Source organism: Paraburkholderia diazotrophica (genome assembly GCF_900108945.1).
In the GTDB taxonomy this organism is placed as follows: domain Bacteria; phylum Pseudomonadota; class Gammaproteobacteria; order Burkholderiales; family Burkholderiaceae; genus Paraburkholderia; species Paraburkholderia diazotrophica.
The window spans coordinates 120,766-138,070 of record NZ_FNYE01000014.1 but is presented as its reverse complement, the minus strand read 5'-3'; the positions used below and the strand labels follow the sequence as shown (position 1 = coordinate 138,070).

The 17,305-nt window shown below is 65.8% G+C and carries 16 protein-coding genes; 1 reads left to right on the top strand and 15 read right to left on the bottom strand.

Features of this window, described 5'->3' with window-relative positions; genetic code table 11:
• Positions 1 to 58: 58 nt before the first annotated feature.
• Positions 59 to 1,300, bottom strand: coding sequence for an NAD(P)/FAD-dependent oxidoreductase (locus tag BMW76_RS19325; protein WP_090867891.1), 1,242 nt, complete (start codon positions 1,298 to 1,300; stop codon positions 59 to 61).
• A 126-nt stretch (positions 1,301 to 1,426) separates the two neighbouring features.
• Between BMW76_RS19325 and BMW76_RS19320 the strand changes: the two genes are divergently transcribed.
• A complete protein-coding gene (locus tag BMW76_RS19320; RefSeq protein WP_090867889.1) occupies positions 1,427 to 2,167 on the top strand; it encodes a class I SAM-dependent methyltransferase in 741 nt (246 codons plus the stop codon).
• 67 nt (positions 2,168 to 2,234) lie between these two features.
• Here BMW76_RS19320 and BMW76_RS19315 read toward each other — a convergent pair whose 3' ends face one another.
• The 14 genes from BMW76_RS19315 to BMW76_RS19250 form a co-directional block, all read right to left on the bottom strand.
• Positions 2,235 to 2,666, bottom strand: coding sequence for an excinuclease ABC subunit A (locus tag BMW76_RS19315; protein ID WP_090867887.1), 432 nt, complete (start codon positions 2,664 to 2,666; stop codon positions 2,235 to 2,237).
• 24 nt (positions 2,667 to 2,690) lie between these two features.
• Positions 2,691 to 3,119 carry a hypothetical protein gene (locus BMW76_RS19310; RefSeq protein ID WP_090867885.1) on the bottom strand — a complete coding sequence of 143 codons (429 nt, stop codon included), beginning with the start codon at positions 3,117 to 3,119 and terminating at the stop codon, positions 2,691 to 2,693.
• A 72-nt stretch (positions 3,120 to 3,191) separates the two neighbouring features.
• Positions 3,192 to 4,418 carry a beta-ketoacyl-[acyl-carrier-protein] synthase family protein gene (locus BMW76_RS19305; RefSeq protein WP_090867882.1) on the bottom strand — a complete coding sequence of 409 codons (1,227 nt, stop codon included), beginning with the start codon at positions 4,416 to 4,418 and terminating at the stop codon, positions 3,192 to 3,194.
• Positions 4,415 to 5,641: a beta-ketoacyl-ACP synthase gene (locus tag BMW76_RS19300; protein WP_090867880.1), complete on the bottom strand. Its 1,227-nt coding sequence runs from the start codon at positions 5,639 to 5,641 to the stop codon at positions 4,415 to 4,417. The genes BMW76_RS19305 and BMW76_RS19300 overlap by 4 nt, the downstream gene beginning before the upstream one ends.
• The gene (locus tag BMW76_RS19295) at positions 5,641 to 6,366 is read right to left on the bottom strand and encodes a 3-ketoacyl-ACP reductase FabG2 (RefSeq protein ID WP_090867878.1); all 726 of its coding nucleotides are present in this window, start codon (positions 6,364 to 6,366) and stop codon (positions 5,641 to 5,643) included. Before BMW76_RS19295 ends, BMW76_RS19300 begins: the two co-directional genes overlap by 1 nt.
• Positions 6,363 to 6,845 carry a hotdog family protein gene (locus BMW76_RS19290; RefSeq protein ID WP_090867876.1) on the bottom strand — a complete coding sequence of 161 codons (483 nt, stop codon included), beginning with the start codon at positions 6,843 to 6,845 and terminating at the stop codon, positions 6,363 to 6,365. The genes BMW76_RS19295 and BMW76_RS19290 overlap by 4 nt, the downstream gene beginning before the upstream one ends.
• Positions 6,846 to 6,881: 36 nt before the next feature.
• On the bottom strand, positions 6,882 to 8,063 hold the full coding sequence (locus BMW76_RS19285) for a beta-ketoacyl-[acyl-carrier-protein] synthase family protein (RefSeq protein ID WP_090867874.1): 1,182 nt from the start codon (positions 8,061 to 8,063) through the stop codon (positions 6,882 to 6,884).
• Complete coding sequence (locus BMW76_RS19280) at positions 8,060 to 10,477, bottom strand: MMPL family transporter (protein WP_090867872.1); 2,418 nt, start codon at positions 10,475 to 10,477, stop codon at positions 8,060 to 8,062. Before BMW76_RS19280 ends, BMW76_RS19285 begins: the two co-directional genes overlap by 4 nt.
• Positions 10,477 to 11,160: an outer membrane lipoprotein carrier protein LolA gene (locus BMW76_RS19275; RefSeq protein WP_090867870.1), complete on the bottom strand. Its 684-nt coding sequence runs from the start codon at positions 11,158 to 11,160 to the stop codon at positions 10,477 to 10,479. The genes BMW76_RS19280 and BMW76_RS19275 overlap by 1 nt, the downstream gene beginning before the upstream one ends.
• Positions 11,148 to 11,585, bottom strand: a complete 438-nt coding sequence (locus BMW76_RS19270) for an acyl-CoA thioesterase (protein ID WP_090868008.1) — start codon at positions 11,583 to 11,585, stop codon at positions 11,148 to 11,150. The genes BMW76_RS19275 and BMW76_RS19270 overlap by 13 nt, the downstream gene beginning before the upstream one ends.
• Positions 11,585 to 13,174: an HAL/PAL/TAL family ammonia-lyase gene (locus BMW76_RS19265; RefSeq protein WP_090867868.1), complete on the bottom strand. Its 1,590-nt coding sequence runs from the start codon at positions 13,172 to 13,174 to the stop codon at positions 11,585 to 11,587. The genes BMW76_RS19270 and BMW76_RS19265 overlap by 1 nt, the downstream gene beginning before the upstream one ends.
• Positions 13,161 to 14,927, bottom strand: coding sequence for a glycosyltransferase family 2 protein (locus BMW76_RS19260; protein ID WP_090867865.1), 1,767 nt, complete (start codon positions 14,925 to 14,927; stop codon positions 13,161 to 13,163). The genes BMW76_RS19265 and BMW76_RS19260 overlap by 14 nt, the downstream gene beginning before the upstream one ends.
• Positions 14,924 to 16,627, bottom strand: a complete 1,704-nt coding sequence (locus BMW76_RS19255) for an AMP-binding protein (RefSeq protein WP_090867863.1) — start codon at positions 16,625 to 16,627, stop codon at positions 14,924 to 14,926. Before BMW76_RS19255 ends, BMW76_RS19260 begins: the two co-directional genes overlap by 4 nt.
• Positions 16,624 to 17,274, bottom strand: a complete 651-nt coding sequence (locus tag BMW76_RS19250; RefSeq protein WP_245763279.1) for a COG4648 family protein — start codon at positions 17,272 to 17,274, stop codon at positions 16,624 to 16,626. The genes BMW76_RS19255 and BMW76_RS19250 overlap by 4 nt, the downstream gene beginning before the upstream one ends.
• Positions 17,275 to 17,305 lie beyond the last annotated feature (31 nt).

The following is a 17,305-nucleotide window of genomic DNA, read 5'->3' as shown; positions in this document are numbered from 1 at the left end:
GAAAACGGCGCTTCGTGGGTTCACGAAGCGCCGCTCGTCCGCCGTTCTTCATCTACGCCTACTGCCTGCACAACTCATGCAGCGCATTCAATCTGCGAGCCGGGTCCGCGACATAAGGATTCGTCTCGTCCCACGCATAGCCTGCGAGGACCGCGCTGATCATGCGCCTGATCGAAGGCGTCTGGTCCGGATAGAAGATGATGTCCTGCAACTCGCCGGTGTACCAGCGCTCGACGAATGCACGGAATGCGTCGATGCCCTTTCTCAGCGGGACGTCATAAGCCTGCTGCCAGTCGACCGTCTCGCCGTTCAATTGACGCTCCAGCGTCTTCACGGCCAGATGCGCGGAACGCAGCGCGATCGTCACGCCCGATGAAAAAACCGGGTCCAGGAACTCGCCGGCATTGCCGAGCAGCGCAAAGCCCGGTCCATGCAGCCGCTCGACATTCGCCGAATAGCCGCCGATATGTCGAACAGGCATCAGGAACGGCGCGTGGCCGATCAAGCGGTTCAACGTCGGCTCGCTTTGAATCAGCGTGCGCAGCTTCGCCTCGCGCTCCGCTTCCGGCACATCGAGGAATGCGGCCTCTGCAACACAGCCCACCGACGACCGGCCGTTCGCCAAGGGAATCATCCAGTACCACACGTCGCGATGCCCGGGATGCACGGCGACCGTGATCTTGTTGCGATCGTGCGTGTCGACGGGTATGCCGTCGCGAACATGCGTGAAGATCGCGGCACGCGTCGGCATGCGCGTGGGCGCTTCGAGATTCAACAGACGCGGCAGCACGCGGCCGAATCCGCTCGCATCGAGCACGAACCGCGCATGCACTTCGTAGCGATTGCCCGCTTCGTCGGTCACATCGAGCACGGGCGCGTCGCCCGTCTTCATCGCGAGTACCGTGTGGCCGAAGCGCACGTCGGCGCCCTGCTGCGCCGCGCAGCGGATCAGCAGATCGTCGAATGCGGCACGCTCGACCTGATACGTCGTGCCCCAGCCGGCCGAATGCTTGTCGCGGAAGTCATACGCCGACGTCTGTTCGCGATGCACGAACTGCGCACCGTTCTTGTACTGGAAGCCCGCTTCGACGACCGCCTGCAGCATGCCCGCTTCTTCGAGGTACGCCATGCTCTGCGGCAACAGGCTCTCGCCAATCGAGAAGCGCGGAAAGTGCTGGCGTTCGAGCACGAGCACCGAGCGCCCCGCCTTGCGCAGCAGCGCCGCGGCGACCGCGCCCGACGGCCCGGCTCCGATGATGGCCACATCCACGGCGGCGTTCAGTGACAATTCCGTATTCATCAATCTTCCTTCAGATAACCCGTTATTACGTATTGCACACGCGACATCCGCCAGACCCGCCAGCGATTACAATGTCGCGCAATCATCAAGAAATCAAACCACGACCAACGATTCACGGGGAACAACGTGCAGTCCACCGAAACATCCAGCGTGCCCTTCGTACCGGAGACGGCCTTCGGCGTCTGGTTCCTCCGCACCCATACCTGGGAACATCACGTGCTGCGCGTCGCGATCAACGATCTGAAGCGCCTGATCGATACGCCGCTGCCCGCTTCGCCCGTGATCGTCGATGCCGGTTGCGGCCAGGGCATTTCATTCCGGCTGCTCGCGCAAACGTTCAAGCCGGCGCGTATCGTCGGCGTGGACTTTCATCGCGCGTCGCTCGCGCTTGCCGCGCAATCGGCGCGCAACTGCGCCAATCACGCCGATACCCGTTCGACGCAGATCGACCTGCTGCACGGCGACTGCGCGAACCTGCCGATGCCCGACGCGAGCGCCGATATCGTCTTCTGCCATCAGACGTTCCACCACCTCGTCGAACAGGAGCGCGCGCTCGCCGAATTCCGCCGCGTGCTGAAGCCTGGCGGCGTGCTGCTGTTCGCCGAATCCACCGACGCATACATCAAGTCGTGGGTGATCCGTCTGCTGTTCCGCCACCCGATGCACGTGCAAAAGAGCGCGGACGGCTATCTCGACATGATCCGTCGAGGCGGCTTCACGTTCGGCGCGCGCAACGTGTCGCTGCCGTATCTGTGGTGGAGCCGCGCGAAAGATTTCGGGCTGCTCGAACGTCTGCGCATCTATACGCCGAAGCCCGGCAAGCGGCGCGAAACACTCGTCAACGTCGCGGCCGTCAAGACCGCGTGACCGTACTGAGCGGCGGCGTGGCCGCATCGACGATGCCCGGCCACGCCGTTCCATCACCTTTTCAGCATCACTTCTTCAGCGTCACCACTTCGCCCTTCAGCGCGACGCCAGCAATCACCGCACCTGCTCCGCATGTGAACTCCGTTGGGCTTTCGCGCAGCTCGTTCCTGTAGTTGCTCTTGATGTTGATGACGGCATTGCCGCCTTCCTTGCGTGCGCGATCCTGCAGTTCGATCACGGCCGACAGGAACACGTGCTGGCACGCGGTCTCGTCACTCTTGCCGAACGCGTTGGTCTTCTTGTTCGTCGCGAATTCGCCGAACGACTTCACGACGCCCGGATGATTCTGCCCCGCGAAATACAGCGGAATATCGTCGCCGACCTTGTCGGGCTCGCTCGCAAGCGCGGCGGCGACAGGATAGTTCGCGATCGTGTCGCGCGCAAACGCGTGCGAGGACAGACATGCGACAAGTGCTGCACTGATGAGACGACCTTTCATGGCTTAACCCCGTATTGGATTCGCTTAGTTCGTTTCAAGCATCACGACGTCACCGCGCACGGCGAGGGTCGAACCGTTCAGGCTCGCACCGCAGGTGAACTCCGCCGGCGACGTCGATTCGTTGTGCTGGAAGCGCGTCTTCACGTTGATAACGGCATTCGCGTGCTGCGTGCGCGCATAGTCGCGCAGTTCCTGGATCGCCTTCGTCAGCGCGATGTTGCAGGTGGCCTCCGGGCTCTTTTCCGGCTGGCGGTTCACACGCACTGCAAACTCCTTGTTGCCGAACGTCTGCTTGACGGGCGCATGCGCGTCGTCGCCGAAGTAGAGCGCGACGTCTTGCGCGTTCTGCGTCTGCAACGCGGACGGCAGCGGCAGCGACCTGATTTTGGTTGTGCATCCCGCTTGCGTCAGCAAAACGGCAGCGATCAGCCCCAGCGTGATTTTCGTTTTCATTTTTCGACTTCCCTTTTTCGTCGTTTGTTTTGCGTCATTCACGTGCCTGTGATTCGTCCCGACAGGCGGCGGTCAAATCCTTGCGAACATCAAACTCGCGCAACTGCCGCCGAAGCCGAACGACACCGACATCGCCGTGTCGATGCGCGCGTCGCGCGTCGTCTGCACGAGCGGCAGCGCCTGCGCCAACGGCTCGATGTGCTCGATGCCCGGCGTGCCCGCAATGAAGCCGTCGCGCATCATCAGCAGCGTGTAGATCGCTTCGTGCGCGCCGCATGCGCCGAGCGGGTGCCCCGTCAGTCCTTTCGTCGATGAAAACGGCGGCACGTCCGAGCCGAATACCGTTTGCAACGCGCGCAGTTCTTCGATATCGCCGAGCGGCGTCGACGGCGCGTGCGTGTTCACGTAGCCGGGGCGCGTGCCCGCTTCGTCGAGCGCGGCCCTGATCGCGCGCGCGATGCCCGGCGCGTGCGGCGTCACCATGCCCGCGCCATCCGTGCTGTGGCCGAAGCCTGCGAGCTCCGCGTAGATGCGCGCGCCGCGCGCGAGCGCGTGATCGAGCGCTTCAAGCACCAGCACGCCGCCGCCCGAGGCGATCACGAAGCCGTCCCGTGCCGTATCGTATGGCCGCGATGCGCGCGCGGGCGTGTCGTTGAAGCGGCGCGACAACGCGTGCATCGCGTCGAACATCAGCGTCATGTTGTCGTGCAGGCATTCGCTGCCGCCTGCGAGCACGATCTGTTGACGGCCTGTCTGGATCAGCTGCATCGCCTGGCCGATGGCGAGCGTCGATGTCGTGCAGGCCGACGACGGCGAATACGTGACACCTTCGATGCCGAACACCTGCGCGATATTCGCGGACGCCGTGCTGCTCATCGCCTGCGGCACCGTGTACGGCGGCGTCCTGTCGATACCGCGCGCATGCGCCACGGCCACTGCTTCGTCATACGCGGACATCGTGCCGACGCCCGAGCCGATCACCGCTCCGACATCGGACGAGCGCAGCGCAACGGGATCGAGACGGGCGTCGTCGATCGCCTTGCGCGCCGCGTGACACGCAAAGCGCGCGGTGTCGCCCATGAAGCGTTCGAGCTTGCGGTCGAACGGCGGCTCGCCCGCCACCGATGCCGCGCCCGCGACCTGCGAGCCGAAGCCGCGCGCGCGCCATGCGTCGATATGCGTGACGCCGCTGCGCCCTTCGCGCAACGCGGCGCTCACTTCATCGAGCGTATTGCCGAGACAGGACACGATGCCCATGCCCGTCACGACGACACGCTGCAAGCGTCGCTGACCGCTCATCGAACGCGCCTGAAAATCAGCGACGTATTGATGCCGCCAAACGCGAAGTTGTTGCTCATCACATACCCGGCGTCGATGCTGCGACCTTCGCCCCGGATGTAGTCGAGCGGCGCGCAGGCGGGATCGACGTCGGTGAGATTCAACGTCGGCGCATACCAGTTGCGCTTCATCATCTCGATCGTCCACCACGCTTCGAGCGCGCCGCACGCGCCGAGCGTATGGCCGACGTAGCTCTTCAGCGATGAAATCGGCATGCGTTCGCCGAAGGTCTGCGCGGTGGCCTCGCTCTCCGCGATGTCGCCGCGATCCGTCGACGTGCCGTGCGCGTTCACATACGCGATGGCCTGCGCGTCGAGCTTCGCGTCTTCGAGCGCGAGCTGCATCGCGCGCGCCATCGTGTTCGCCGTCGGCTGCGTCATGTGCGCACCGTCCGAATTGCAGCCGAAGCCGACGATCTCCGCGTGTATCATCGCGCCGCGCGCTTTCGCGTGCTCGTACTCTTCGAGCACGAGCGTCGCCGCGCCCTCGCCGACCACGAGGCCGTCGCGCTTCGCATCGAACGGGCGCGGCGTCAGATGCGGCTCGTCGTTGCGCGTGCTGGTCGCATAGAGCGTGTCGAACACGGCCACCGCCGGTCCCGACAGCTCTTCCGCGCCGCCCGCGAGCATCAGCGCCTGCTTGCCCGTCGCGATCGTTTCATACGCGTAGCCGATTGCCTGGCTGCCCGATGCACACGCCGACGACGTCGGCACGATGCGCCCTTTCAGGTCCCAGAAGAGGCTCACGTTGACGGCCGTCGTGTGCGGCATCATCTGCACGTAGCTGTTCGACGTGACGTTGGTCATCGCGCCCGATTCGAGCATCGCGCCGAACGCGCGTATCGGCTCGACGGAGCCCGACGACGAGCCATAGGCGACGCCCATGCGGCCGTCCTTGATCGACGCATCGTCAGCGAGGCCCGCGTCGGCGAGCGCCAGTTCGCTCGCGCGTACCGCGTACATCGACACCGTGCCCATCGAGCGCGTCTTCTTGCGCGGCCATTGCGCGGGCTGCTCGAAAGCGGGCAGCGGACACGCGAGGCGCGTATGCAGCGACTCGAAGTAGTCCCACTCCGGCATGCGCCGCACCGCATTGCGACCGGCCTTCAACGCCGCTTCGATCTCGTCCCAGCGGCTGCCGAGCGCCGTGACGCCGCCCATGCCCGTAACGACGACTCGCTTCATCAGATCATCCCGCCATTGACGCCGATCACCTGGCGCGTCACATACGAGGCCGCGTCCGACATCAGGAAGCTGACCACCGACGCCACTTCAGCCGGTTGACCGACACGGTTCATCGGCACGGTCTTCAACGCGTGTTCGAGCGGCACGTCGTCGAGCATGCCCGTTTCAATCAGACCGGGCGCCACGCAGTTGACCGTAATGCTGCGCGACGCGAGTTCGACGGCGAGCGCCTTCGTCGCGCCGATCAGCCCCGCTTTCGCCGCGCTGTAGTTCACCTGTCCGCGATTGCCGATCACGCCCGACACCGACGCGATCGTCACGATGCGGCCGCCTTTCTTTGCGCGGACCATCGGCATCGTCAGCGGATGGATCACGTTGTAGAACGCGTCGAGTCCCGTTTCGATTACGACGTCCCAGTCTTCGTCGGTGAGCGCGGGAAAGGCGGCGTCGCGCGTCACGCCCGCGCTGCACACGATGCCGTAATACGGACCGTGCGCGGCCACATCCGCTTCGAGCACTTCACGGCACGCGGCACGCTCGCGCACGTCGAACTGCAGCACGCGCGCCGAGCCGCCTTGCGCCGCGATGCCCGCCGTGACGGCTTCCGCTTCCGTGCGGCCCGTGCGGCAATGCACGGAGACGGCGAAACCGTCGGCGGCCAGTTGATACGCAATCGCGCGGCCGATGCCGCGGCTCGCGCCCGTTACGAGAACTCGCCGGCTCATGTACTGAGACTCCCTTCGATGAACGTCTGAAAATCGCCCGGTTGAAACACCTTGATGACGGCCTCCGCACAGCGCGCGCCGTCATGGTCGATCGTGCATTCGTACGCGCTGTGCCCCTCTTCGCTGCGCAGCACTTCATGCGCGCCGATCGTCAGTTGCGCGTCGCGTGCGAACGCGCTCGCGTGTGCCTTATAGCTGCGTGTGCCGAGCAGCACGCCCGGACGCGCATGGCCGCCCGCGCGCATCGCGAGCAGCGCGATGTGCGCGGCCACCGCTTGCGCCATCAGTTCGATGCCGATCCATGCGGGCATCGCGCCGCTCTGGTCCGCGTACCATGCGTCGCCGCGCACGGCTGCATGGGCCATCAGCGCAACGTCGCTGCATGCGCTCACGTCGTCGATCAGCAGCATCGTGCCGCGATGCGGCAGGATCGTGTCGATCGGCGGAAAAATTTCGTTGGTCTCGGGTGTGGCCGTCATGTCGTTATGTTTTTGCTGCGTGGCATTCGATGCGGGTCAACGCGCCAGTATCAGGCTCACGTTGCTGCCGCCGAACGCGAACGAATTGCTCATCACGTACCGCGCGCCGCCCGTGCGCGGTACATGCCGCTCGTCCTGCACGAGATCGAGCGCGGGCAACGCGGGGTCGGCTTCGCCATCCCACTGATGAAGCGGCATCGCGGCATCGCGCGCGAGCGTGAGCCACGCGAAGCCCAGTTCCGTCGCGCCCGCCGCGCCGAGCTGGTGCCCCGTGAACGGCTTCGTGCCGCTCGCGGGCACGCCGTTCGCGAACACGCGCGCCATCAGATGCGCTTCCATGTCGTCGTTCTTGCGCGTGGCCGTCGCGTGCAGATTCACATACGCAATCGCCGATGCTTCGATGCCCGCGTTCTTCAGCGCATCGCGCAACGCGAGCTCGCCGCCGACGCCACGCGGGTCCGGCGCGGACACATGATGCGCGTCGCTCGATTCGCCCGCGCCCGCGAGGCGCACTTCGCCTTCGTCGCGCGTCATCAGAAACACGGCTGCGCCTTCGCCGACGTTGATGCCGTTGCGATTGCGGCTCATCGGATTGGTGCGCGTGATGCTCGTCGATTCGAGCGACGCGAAGCCCTGCACCGTCAGCTCGCACAGCGTATCGACGCCGCCGACGATCATCGCGTCGCACAGACCCAGTTGCAACAAACGGCGCGCCGACACGAACGCCTTGGCGCTCGATGTGCACGCCGTCGAAATCGTGAACGCGGGACCCTGCACGTCGAGCGCGGCGGCCGCGAACGGCGCGGCCGTGCCGATCTCCATCTGCCGGTAGTTGAAGTTGTCGGGGAGTTGCCCCGCTTGCGCCTGGTGAACGAACGCGACTTCCGCTGCGTCGATGCCCGATGTGCTCGTGCCGAGCACGACGCCGATGCGATGCGCGCCGTAGCGCTCGCGCGCCGCTTCGATCGCGGGGCGAATCTGCGCGAGCGCCGCGAGCAGCATGCGGTTGTTGCGGCAGTCGAAGCGCGTCAACCGTTCGGGCGGCGCGATGTCGAGCGGCGTCGACACGCGGCCGACGAACGCATCGCCGATGCCTGTGTGCATCAGCCCCATGCCCGGCGATTGCGCCGCCGCGAGCGCGGGCACAATCGAATCGACATCGCCACCGAGCGCATTGACCATGCCGAGCGCGTGCAGATAAACAGATTGCAGCGTCATGCGGCTCTCCTCGTTGCGGATCTTTCCTGATGCGGCATCCCGATTGGCGCAAGCAGCACCGACACGAGGATGCCGAGCGCCAGCGTGGCGCCGAAACTCTTCAATGCGGGCATCTCGCTCATGCCGAGCATGCCGAACGACAGCAGCGTCGTCGCCGCCGACAGCAGCACGCCCGTCCACACGGCGCCGAGATCGGCGTCGTCACGCAGGCAGCCTTCGCGCAGAAACACCGCATAGTTTGCGCCGACGCCGAGTACCAGCATCAGCGCGAGACAGTTGAACAGATTGAGCGGCACGCGCGCGTAGCCGAACGCGGCCAGCGTCACGCCAATCGCGAGCAACACGGGCAACGTGGTCGCGATGCCGCCGCGCGGCTTGTAGCGCACCATCAGCAGCACCAGCACGAACAGCAGCGCGAGCGCGAGCCAGATGCCGCTATCGACGCGATACGCGCCGAAGAGCTTCGACACGCTCGCGGCCTTGTCGACGAATACGACGCCTTCGACAGAACGCGCGGTGTTCGTCAACGTTCGAACGTTGTCGGGCGTCACGCGCTGCGGAATCACGATGGCCGCATAGCCGCGTTGACCGCGAGCGTCCACGGCACCCAGCCACAGATGACGATACGGCTGCGACCATTGCGCCGAGAGCCACTGTTCGACCGTCAGCGGCGCGGCATTCGACTTCGCGTAAGAGGCAAGCCACGCATCGGCGACTTCATCGCGAAAGCCCGCTTGCAGCAGCATCGAACGCAATGCAGCGGGATCGGTGAACACATGCTGCGTGAGCACGGCATGCGCATCGGCCTGGCGTTGCGCCGACGGCACGAACTGCGTAACCGACTGCCAGCCGTCCACCGATTGCGCGCCGCTCAGTGCATCGAGCTTCGCGCCGAGCGCTTCCGCGCGCTGCAAAACCACTTCCTGCGACGGACCGCGCACGACGAAGAACTGCGCTGTGTTGTCGACGCCGATCGCATTGCGCACCTGATCTTCCTGCGCAACCAGCGACGCATCGCGCTGGATCAGCAGATGAATGTCGTCGTCGCTCGTCAGGCGCAGCCAGCCAGGAATCGCGGCGAGCACGAGCACGCCCGCGACGATCCACGCGCGCCGTCCGCCGATCGCCGCATGCCAGCGCGCGAGCAGCGCCGCTGCACGCACGAAGAGACGCCGTTGCGCGCGCTTCGGCCCTTTGACGAGCAGCACGGGCAGCAGCCACAGCACGGACGCGAATGCCGTGCAGATGCCGGCGATCGCGAAGCACGCAATCTGCTTGAGCGCCGGGAAAGGCACCCACGCGAGAATCGCGTAGCCGAGCAGGCTCGTCGCGAGCGCGACGCTCAACGCGGGCCGCACCCAGCGCGCGCCTTGCCGCGCATTCCAGCCTTGCCTCGCGCCGAGGTAAACGACGAAGTATTGAATCGAATAATCGACGGCCTCGCCGATCAGGCTCGCGCCGAACACGAGCGTCAGCAGATGCAGCTTGCCGAACACGAGCATCGTCGCGGCGAGCGCGCACACGATGCCGAGCGCCGTCGACACGAAGCCGAGCAGAAGCAGACGCGGCGAGCGGAACACCCACAGCATCAGCAACGCGATGCCGCACGCGGATGCGACGCCGATCAGATGCACTTCGCGCTCCGACGCGCTGCGCGCCGCTTCCGCGTAGAACACGGCGCCCGTGCGCGCGACGCTTGCATCGGGATGGCTCGCCTTCAACGACGCTTCGGCTTGCCCGACGGCCGACAGCACCGCTCTTTGAGTCTGCGTTTCGTATGCAGAGCCCGGCAGCGTCGTGACGACGAGCACGCTCGTCCTGTCGCCGCGATGCGCGACGAGCATGTTGTCTTCGAGATCGAGATTCGATGTCGCGAGCGGCAAGTTCGCGAGCCAGTGTTCGAGCCAGCCGAACGGATCGTCGGCGAGCTGTGTTGCGAGCGGGCCGCGCACCGGGTTGTAGATGCGCTGCATCAGCGTGTCGCGCAGCGGCATCGTGTTGCTCGCGAGCGCATCGCGGTCGTCGCGCGTCAGCAGGCCGAAGCGATAAGGCATGTACAGCGCGCCGATCTGCGACATGTCGAACGGCGGCAGCTCCGCCGTCACCGAGCCGAACGCGCCGCTCTTTTGCAGCGCCGCGCCGAACTGCTTTGCAGCCGCTTTCGCGTGATCGGGGTCCTGGCTCGTGACGAGAAACACCGTGCGGTCGCCCAGCGCGTTGGCGAGCGTATCGACGGCCTTTTCGGCCACAGGGTCGGCTTCCGTCGCGGGCAGCAGCGCGAGCAGGTTCGTCTCCAGCGGCGACGGCCCCATGAAGCGATGGACGCAGTAAAGCGAAGCGGCGAGCGCGAGGACGAGCCACGCGGCCCGGATGCCCCACAACTGCGTCTTCGTCCACTGTCGCGCCAGCAGCATCATTGCGCTCCGAGCAGCGTCCGTTCGCCGGGCGCCAGTTCGCTGACGGCTTCGCTCTTCGCGAATTCGATCTGCGTGACGTCGCCGTTCGCGAGCGCGATGCGCAGCGTCCGCAGGAATTCACCGCCCGTCATCTGCAAGCCCTTGATCGATTGCGCGAGCTGCGGCTGGTTCGGCTTCAGTTCGAGCTTCCATTGCGACGGCGTGCCTTGCGCATCGACGTCGAACTGCGAGTACAGCGCGGACAGATCGCCGCCGAGCATCGCGCGCATCATCTTCGATACCTGCGCGACGCCACGCACGCCTTGCGCGCTTTTTGTATTGATGCGCTTGCCGTTCGCATCGACTTCGCTCACACCCGCGTCGCCAATCACGTAGGTCGCCTTGTACGGCGTGTCGATGCGCCAGATCACGCCGCGCTCTCGAAAGAACACGAGCGAGCCCGTGCTGACGAGCGGCTGCTTCATCGCGGAGAGCGTCTGTGTCTGCGTGAACTGCGCGCGCGCACCCTTCGTTTGCGCGAGTCGTGCGGCGATCTGCGAGACGAGCGCTGCGTTGGCGTTCTGCGCTTGGGTTTGCGTCTGGGGCTGCGTCTGAGCTGCAGCATGCGCGGTCGTCAGCGTGCTCAAGCTGACGGCAAGCAATGCAGCCGTCAGCGCGGCGCGAAGTGTCAGCGTGCCCATGCGCGCTCCAGCTTCTCGAACACGACAGACGGCGACACGAACTGCAACTCCTGCGTGGCTGCATCGACGGCCACCTGAATCGTGTAGCCCTTCGTCAGCCGTGCACCCGTCGCGCAATCGACGATTTGATAGCCTATTTTCAGGCGGTTTTCGAATTCGAGCAGTTCCGTGCGCACGTCGAGCCGCTGGCCGTAGGTCGCGGGCCGCACGTATTTCAGATGCGCCTCGACGATCGGCCACAGATAGCCCGACGCCTGCATCTCGCGATAGTCGTAGTCGAACGCGCGCAACAACGCGGCGCGGCCGATCTCGAAGTACTTCAGATAATGGCCATGCCAGCAGACGTTCATTGCATCGACATCATGAAACGGCACTTCGACGACCGCGCTTGCCGTCAATGACTTGCCCTGAAGACGCTCGTTCATCATGCGCCTCCGCTTTCGATGAGCGCGCAATCGGCGATGCGAGCCGTCAGCGCGCGCAGATCGCTTTCGAGCGCACGGTCTTCGTCGACGAACGGCGACAGCGCCGCGACCTGTGCAGCGAACGCGTGCAGCGGCGCGGGCACGGGCGTCGCGCCGTCGATGCGCATGCGCAGTTCGAGCGCCTGCACCGTCGCGAGCGTGTGCGCGGCGGCGACCTGCTCGGTCAGTTCGAGCACGCGCAGGCAGTCGCGCGCGGCGATCGTGCCCATGCTGACCTTGTCCTGATTGTGCGCTTCCGTCGAACGCGAGAACACGCTCGCGGGCATCGTGTGCTTGAGCGCTTCCGCCGTCCACGCCGACGACGAAATCTGCACCGCCTTGAAGCCGTGATTGATCGGCGCGCGTGCCGACGTTGCACCCGACAGATTGCGCGGCAAGCCGTTGTTGAACTTGTCGTCGACGAGCAGCGCCAGTTGCCGGTCCATCAGATCGGCGAGATTCGCGACGGCTGTTTTCAACGCGTCCATTGCGAACGCGATATGTCCGCCGTAGAAGTTGCCGCCATGCAGCACACGCTCGCCATCGGGATCGATCAGCGGATTGTCGTTGGCACTATTGAGTTCGTTCTCGACGTCGCGCCGCACCCACGACAGCGCATCGACGGCGACGCCTATCACATGCGGCGCACAGCGGATCGAATAGCGGTCCTGCAAACGATGGCCCGGCGTATCGTCGCGGCCCGCGAGATCCGCGCGTATCCATGCGGCCGCATCGGCCTGGCCCGCATGCGGCTTCGCTTCGAAGATCAGTGCGTCGAAGTGCGCGGCGCGTCCGTCGAGCGCAACTGTCGCGAGAGCCGTCAGGCGCGCGGCAAGACGCGCGAGATGCCCGGCGCGCGCGAATGCGAGGCACGCGAGCCCCGTCATCACAGCCGTGCCGTTCATCAGCGCGAGACCTTCTTTCGGCGCGAGCGTCAGCGGCGCGTGGCCGAGTTGCGCCCATACGCCTGCGGCATCACGCAGCGTGCCGTCGAACACCACGTCGCGTTCGCCGACGAGCGCCGCGGCCACATATGAAAGCGGCGTGAGATCGCCGCTCGCGCCGACCGACCCTTCGGCAGGAATGCGCGGCAGCACGCGATGATTGATCAGATCGGCGAGCCGTTCGAGCAGCACGGGACGCACGCCGGAAAAGCCATACGCCAGCGAGTTCAGACGCGCGGCGATCACGGCGAGCGTCTGCGCGTCGTCGAGATACGCGCCCATGCCGCAGCCGTGATAGCGCGTCAGTTGCAGCGGCAGCGCTTCGACGAGTTCCATCGGCACATCGACGATGCACGCATCGCCGTAGCCCGTGTTCACGCCATACACCGTTTCGCCCGCCGCGAGATGCCGGCGCAGAAAATCCGCGCCGCGCTGGATGCGCGAACGCCACGCGGGATCGCCGCTCAGCGCGACACTCGCGCGCCCCTTCGCAATCGCGACGACCTCTTCGATCGACAGCCTGCGTCCGCCGATCACCACCGCGCGCGGCGCTGCTGCATGCGTGGCGTGAGTGTGTGCATCGTCGATCAGATCATGTTCTGACATTCGCGTCTCCGTGCGGGATGCCACCCGTTATCGCTTTTCGGGGACGCGCCCAGAAATCGAAGAAGTTGAACCATTGATAAGGCGCCTTGCGGCAATAATGTTCGAGGCGCGACGCGTAGCGCTGCGCCCATGCCGCGATGTGCTGCGCGCGTTCGCGGCGCGGCAGGTCGATGCGCTCGGCGAACGGCTCGAAATACAGCCGATAGCGCTCGCGGTTTCCTTCATCGCGCTCTTTCAGGCAGAAGAACAGATACACCGGGCAGCCTAGCGCATGCGCGAGCACATACGGCCCTTGCGCGAACGGCGCCGTCGCGCCGAGAAACTGCGCGTCGGTCGTGCGGCCCGATTCGCGCGCGGGCACGCGGTCGCCGACGATCACGAGCAGCTCGCCCGCATCGATGCGCTCCTGCATCATCATCGACGTCTCGGGTCCGAAGTCGCTCACCTGCACGAGGCGCTTCGCAAACTCGCTGCTCGCCATCGACAGCACGCTGTTGAAGCGCTTCGCGTGCTCGGTGTAGACGATGGCCGTGACCTTCGCATGGCCGCCGCTCCACGCGAGCGCGCGCGTCATTTCGAGGTTGCCCAGATGCGCGCCGATCACGAGCGCGCCGCGTCCGCTCGCGACGAGCGCTTCGAATGCGGATGCATCGTCGAAGATGACATCGTTCGAGCCGATGCGCCCCGACCACGCCGCGAGCTTGTCGAGCCCCGATTGCGCGAACGCGAGCATGTGCCGGTAGGCGGAACCCCAGCCGGGCCGCGGCGTGCGACCGCCTTGCGTCGAATGCGCGAGATGCGCGAAGTAGCTTCGCGAAGCATCGCGCGCGGCGCGGCCCGTCAGCAGAAAATACGCGACGATGGGATGCAGCCACAACGCGGTAAAGCGCATGCCGAACAGCTTGCAACTGAGCGCGAGCAACGTCATGCCAAGGCGGCTGCCGCGTTCGGCGATGCGCCACCACTTCGCATCGTCGCCGCTCGCGACAGCGGCGGATTTGCGCGGCATGCACTTGTGTGCGAGCAACAGCGGCAAACGCAGCAGCATCCCGCACACGAGCCGCGTATGGCTCGCGCTGATGCGCAGGTTGTCCCACAGCACGTCGAAGTGCGAGACGCCATCCGTCGCATAGGTAACGCGGGTCGGAATCGCGCGGAACGCGAGACGCCGCCAGTACAAACGCACGAGAATCTCGATGTCGAAGTCCATGCGCGTCGGCAGATCGACGCTGTCGATCAACGCGCACGCGGCATCGAGCGGATAGAGGCGAAAGCCGCACATCGAATCGCGGATCGTGAACGACAGCGTTTCGATCCACACCCATACATGCGTCAGATAGCGGCCATAGAGACGCGCCTTCGGCACGCTCTCGTCATAGACAGGTCGGCCGAGAATCACGGCACCCGGCTCGGCGCGCGCGGCGGCGATGAAAAGCGGCACGTCGTTCGCGTCGTGCTGACCGTCGGCGTCGATCTGCAATGCGTGCGTGTAGCCGGCGCGCTTCGCGGCACGCAGTCCCGCCATCACAGCCGCGCCTTTGCCGCCGTTGACGGGCAGGCGCAGCAGCGTCATATGGTGGCGATACTGGCACGCGAGCTTCGCGAGCACGGCTTGCGTCGCCTGGTCGCTGCCATCGTCGACGACGAAAATGGGCAGGCCATGCACGATCAGACGCTCGACCGTGCCGCCGATCGCATCCTTATGGTTGTAGATCGGAATGACGATGCACGCGGCGAAGGCGGTCTCGCTCATGCGCGCTCCCGATACACGATGACGCCCGACGAGCAGTCGCGTCCGTCGAGCCGAAACGCGAACTGCACGCGCCGCCGCGCCGCGTCGTGCGACAACTTCAGATCGAGCATCGCGCCGGGCATCACGGGCGCGGTGAACTTCAGGCGATCGACGGATTCGATGTCGCGCACGCCCGTCACGTGCTCGGCGGCGAGGCGGATCGCCCAGTCGAGCTGCACGACGCCGGGCAGAATCGGCAGGCCGGGAAAGTGGCCTTCGAAATGCACGAGCGTCGGCGGCACACGCAGCGCGTAGTGCAAGTCGTCGCCACTGCGTGCTTCCGACAGCAGTTCGAATCCTTCGGCGCGCGCGTCGAATGCGGCGGCAACGGCCGCGACGGGCAGCTTGCCACGCGCATCGAACGGCAACGCGATGCGAAAGCGCCAGTGACGCGGCAGCACGACCACGTCGAAATACGCGGCGAGATGGCGGCGCAACGTCTTCGCGAGCGCGACGCGCCCTTCGCTGCGCAGCGCGTCGCCGCCCGCATCGTTGAGCGCGACGACGGCACCGACCCGCTCGCGCGACGCGCCCGCGAGCGGCACGACGCAAGCCTGCGCGACATACGGATGCAGCGCGAGACGCGCCTCGACTTCGGGCAGCGACACGCGCTTGCCGTCGAGCTTGATCACGCGATCGAGCCGCCCTTGCAGACGAAAGCGGCCGTCGTCGTCGAACGCGATGGCGTCGTCGGTGCGATGCCAGTCGGCGTGGCCGAGATGCGGCGAGCGCACGTCGAGCGCGCCGTCTTCGCCGCGCCGCACTTCGACGCCGTTGACGGGCTGCCACGCCGCCGTCTCGTTCTGCCGGCGCCACGCGATGCCGCCCGTTTCCGTGCTGCCGTAGATCTCGATCGGCGCGCTGCCGAAGGCCGCCGTGTATTCGGCGGCGGCTTCGGCCGACAGCGGCCCGCCCGACGAAAAGAACGCGCGCGGCGCAGGCGTCAACGCAGCGAAGCCCGGCAACGCGGGCCAGCGCGACAGTTGCGCCGGCGACGATACGACGACAGCCGCGCCGCATCGCTCGATGCGCGACTGCACATGCTGCGGCTCGTTACAGATCGCACGATCGAACGCGCGTCCCGCCGCGAGCGGCCACATCACGCGAAACAGCAAACCGTAGATGTGATGATGCGGCACGCTCGCGAGCATCGTCGCATCGCCGACAAGAGCACCCCACTCGCGTTCGAGCGTGTGCACTTCTGCGTTGAACTGCGCGAGCGTCTTGTGGATCGGCTTCGGCGTACCGCTGCTGCCCGACGTGTAAAGCGTGAGCGGCGCGTCCGGATCGATTGCCAACGATGCAACGGGCGCGGCTGCTTGCGCGTCGGCATGCGCGCGGACGTCGGCGTCCGTCAGCACGGCATCGTAGGCGCCCGCCAGATCGGCGAGATAGCCGGGCGTTGCGTTCGCCGGAATCACGGGCTCTTTGCCGCATGCAAAAAGCGCGAACAATGCGCACGCAAAGTCGAACGGATCGTCGATGCACAGCGCGTAGTGGCGCGCATGCGCGCCACTCAGTTGCGCGGCGATCGCGGCAACGCGCGCGCGGAACGACGCGAAGTCGATCGTGGCGTTGGCTTCGCCGTCGCGAGGTGTGTTGCGGCAGACGGGCACCCGATCGTCATGGCCGCACGACAGCAGTTCGTGCAGCGCGATCATGCTGCCTCCGAACGCCGTGCGTGCGGCTGAATCACCAGATAGCGCCATGCGATTTCGCCGATCAGCAGCACGCCGATCAGTCCATACGCAATCGCGCCGTTATACAGCGACCACGCTTCGCGCGACCAGTACAGCGCCGTGTACAGCGAGAACGCGCCATTGAGCACGAAGAACGCACACCAGATCTGCGTCACACGGCGCGTGTAGCGGATCGCGGGCTCGCCGAGATCCGGCGTGCCGATGCGCGCGAATTTTTCGATCATCGTCGGGCCGCGCACGAGCGTCGCACCGAACGCGATCAGCAGACCGAGATTCACCAGCGACGGATAGATGCGCAACAACAGCTCGCTGTTGGTCCACACGATGGCAGCCGATGCGATGCTCAGCATGAACGCGACGCTCCAGTCGACACGCGTGAGCCTGCGCAACGACGCGCCGAACGCGCCCGTGCCCGCGCAGCGCTGCAGCCACAACAGCACGAACAGCAGACAGCCGACATAACGCGGCGTGTCCCAGAACCACGCGCACAAAATCACGGCGGGATACGCGAGTTTCGCGACGATCGAGAGCACGAGCCCTGCCCAGCCACGCGCGTTGACTGCGGACGCGTGAGCGTCGTCGTGCGGACGTCGCGTGGAGGCCTGCATGTGCGCGTCGTCCGAAGCGTCGCGCGCGTGC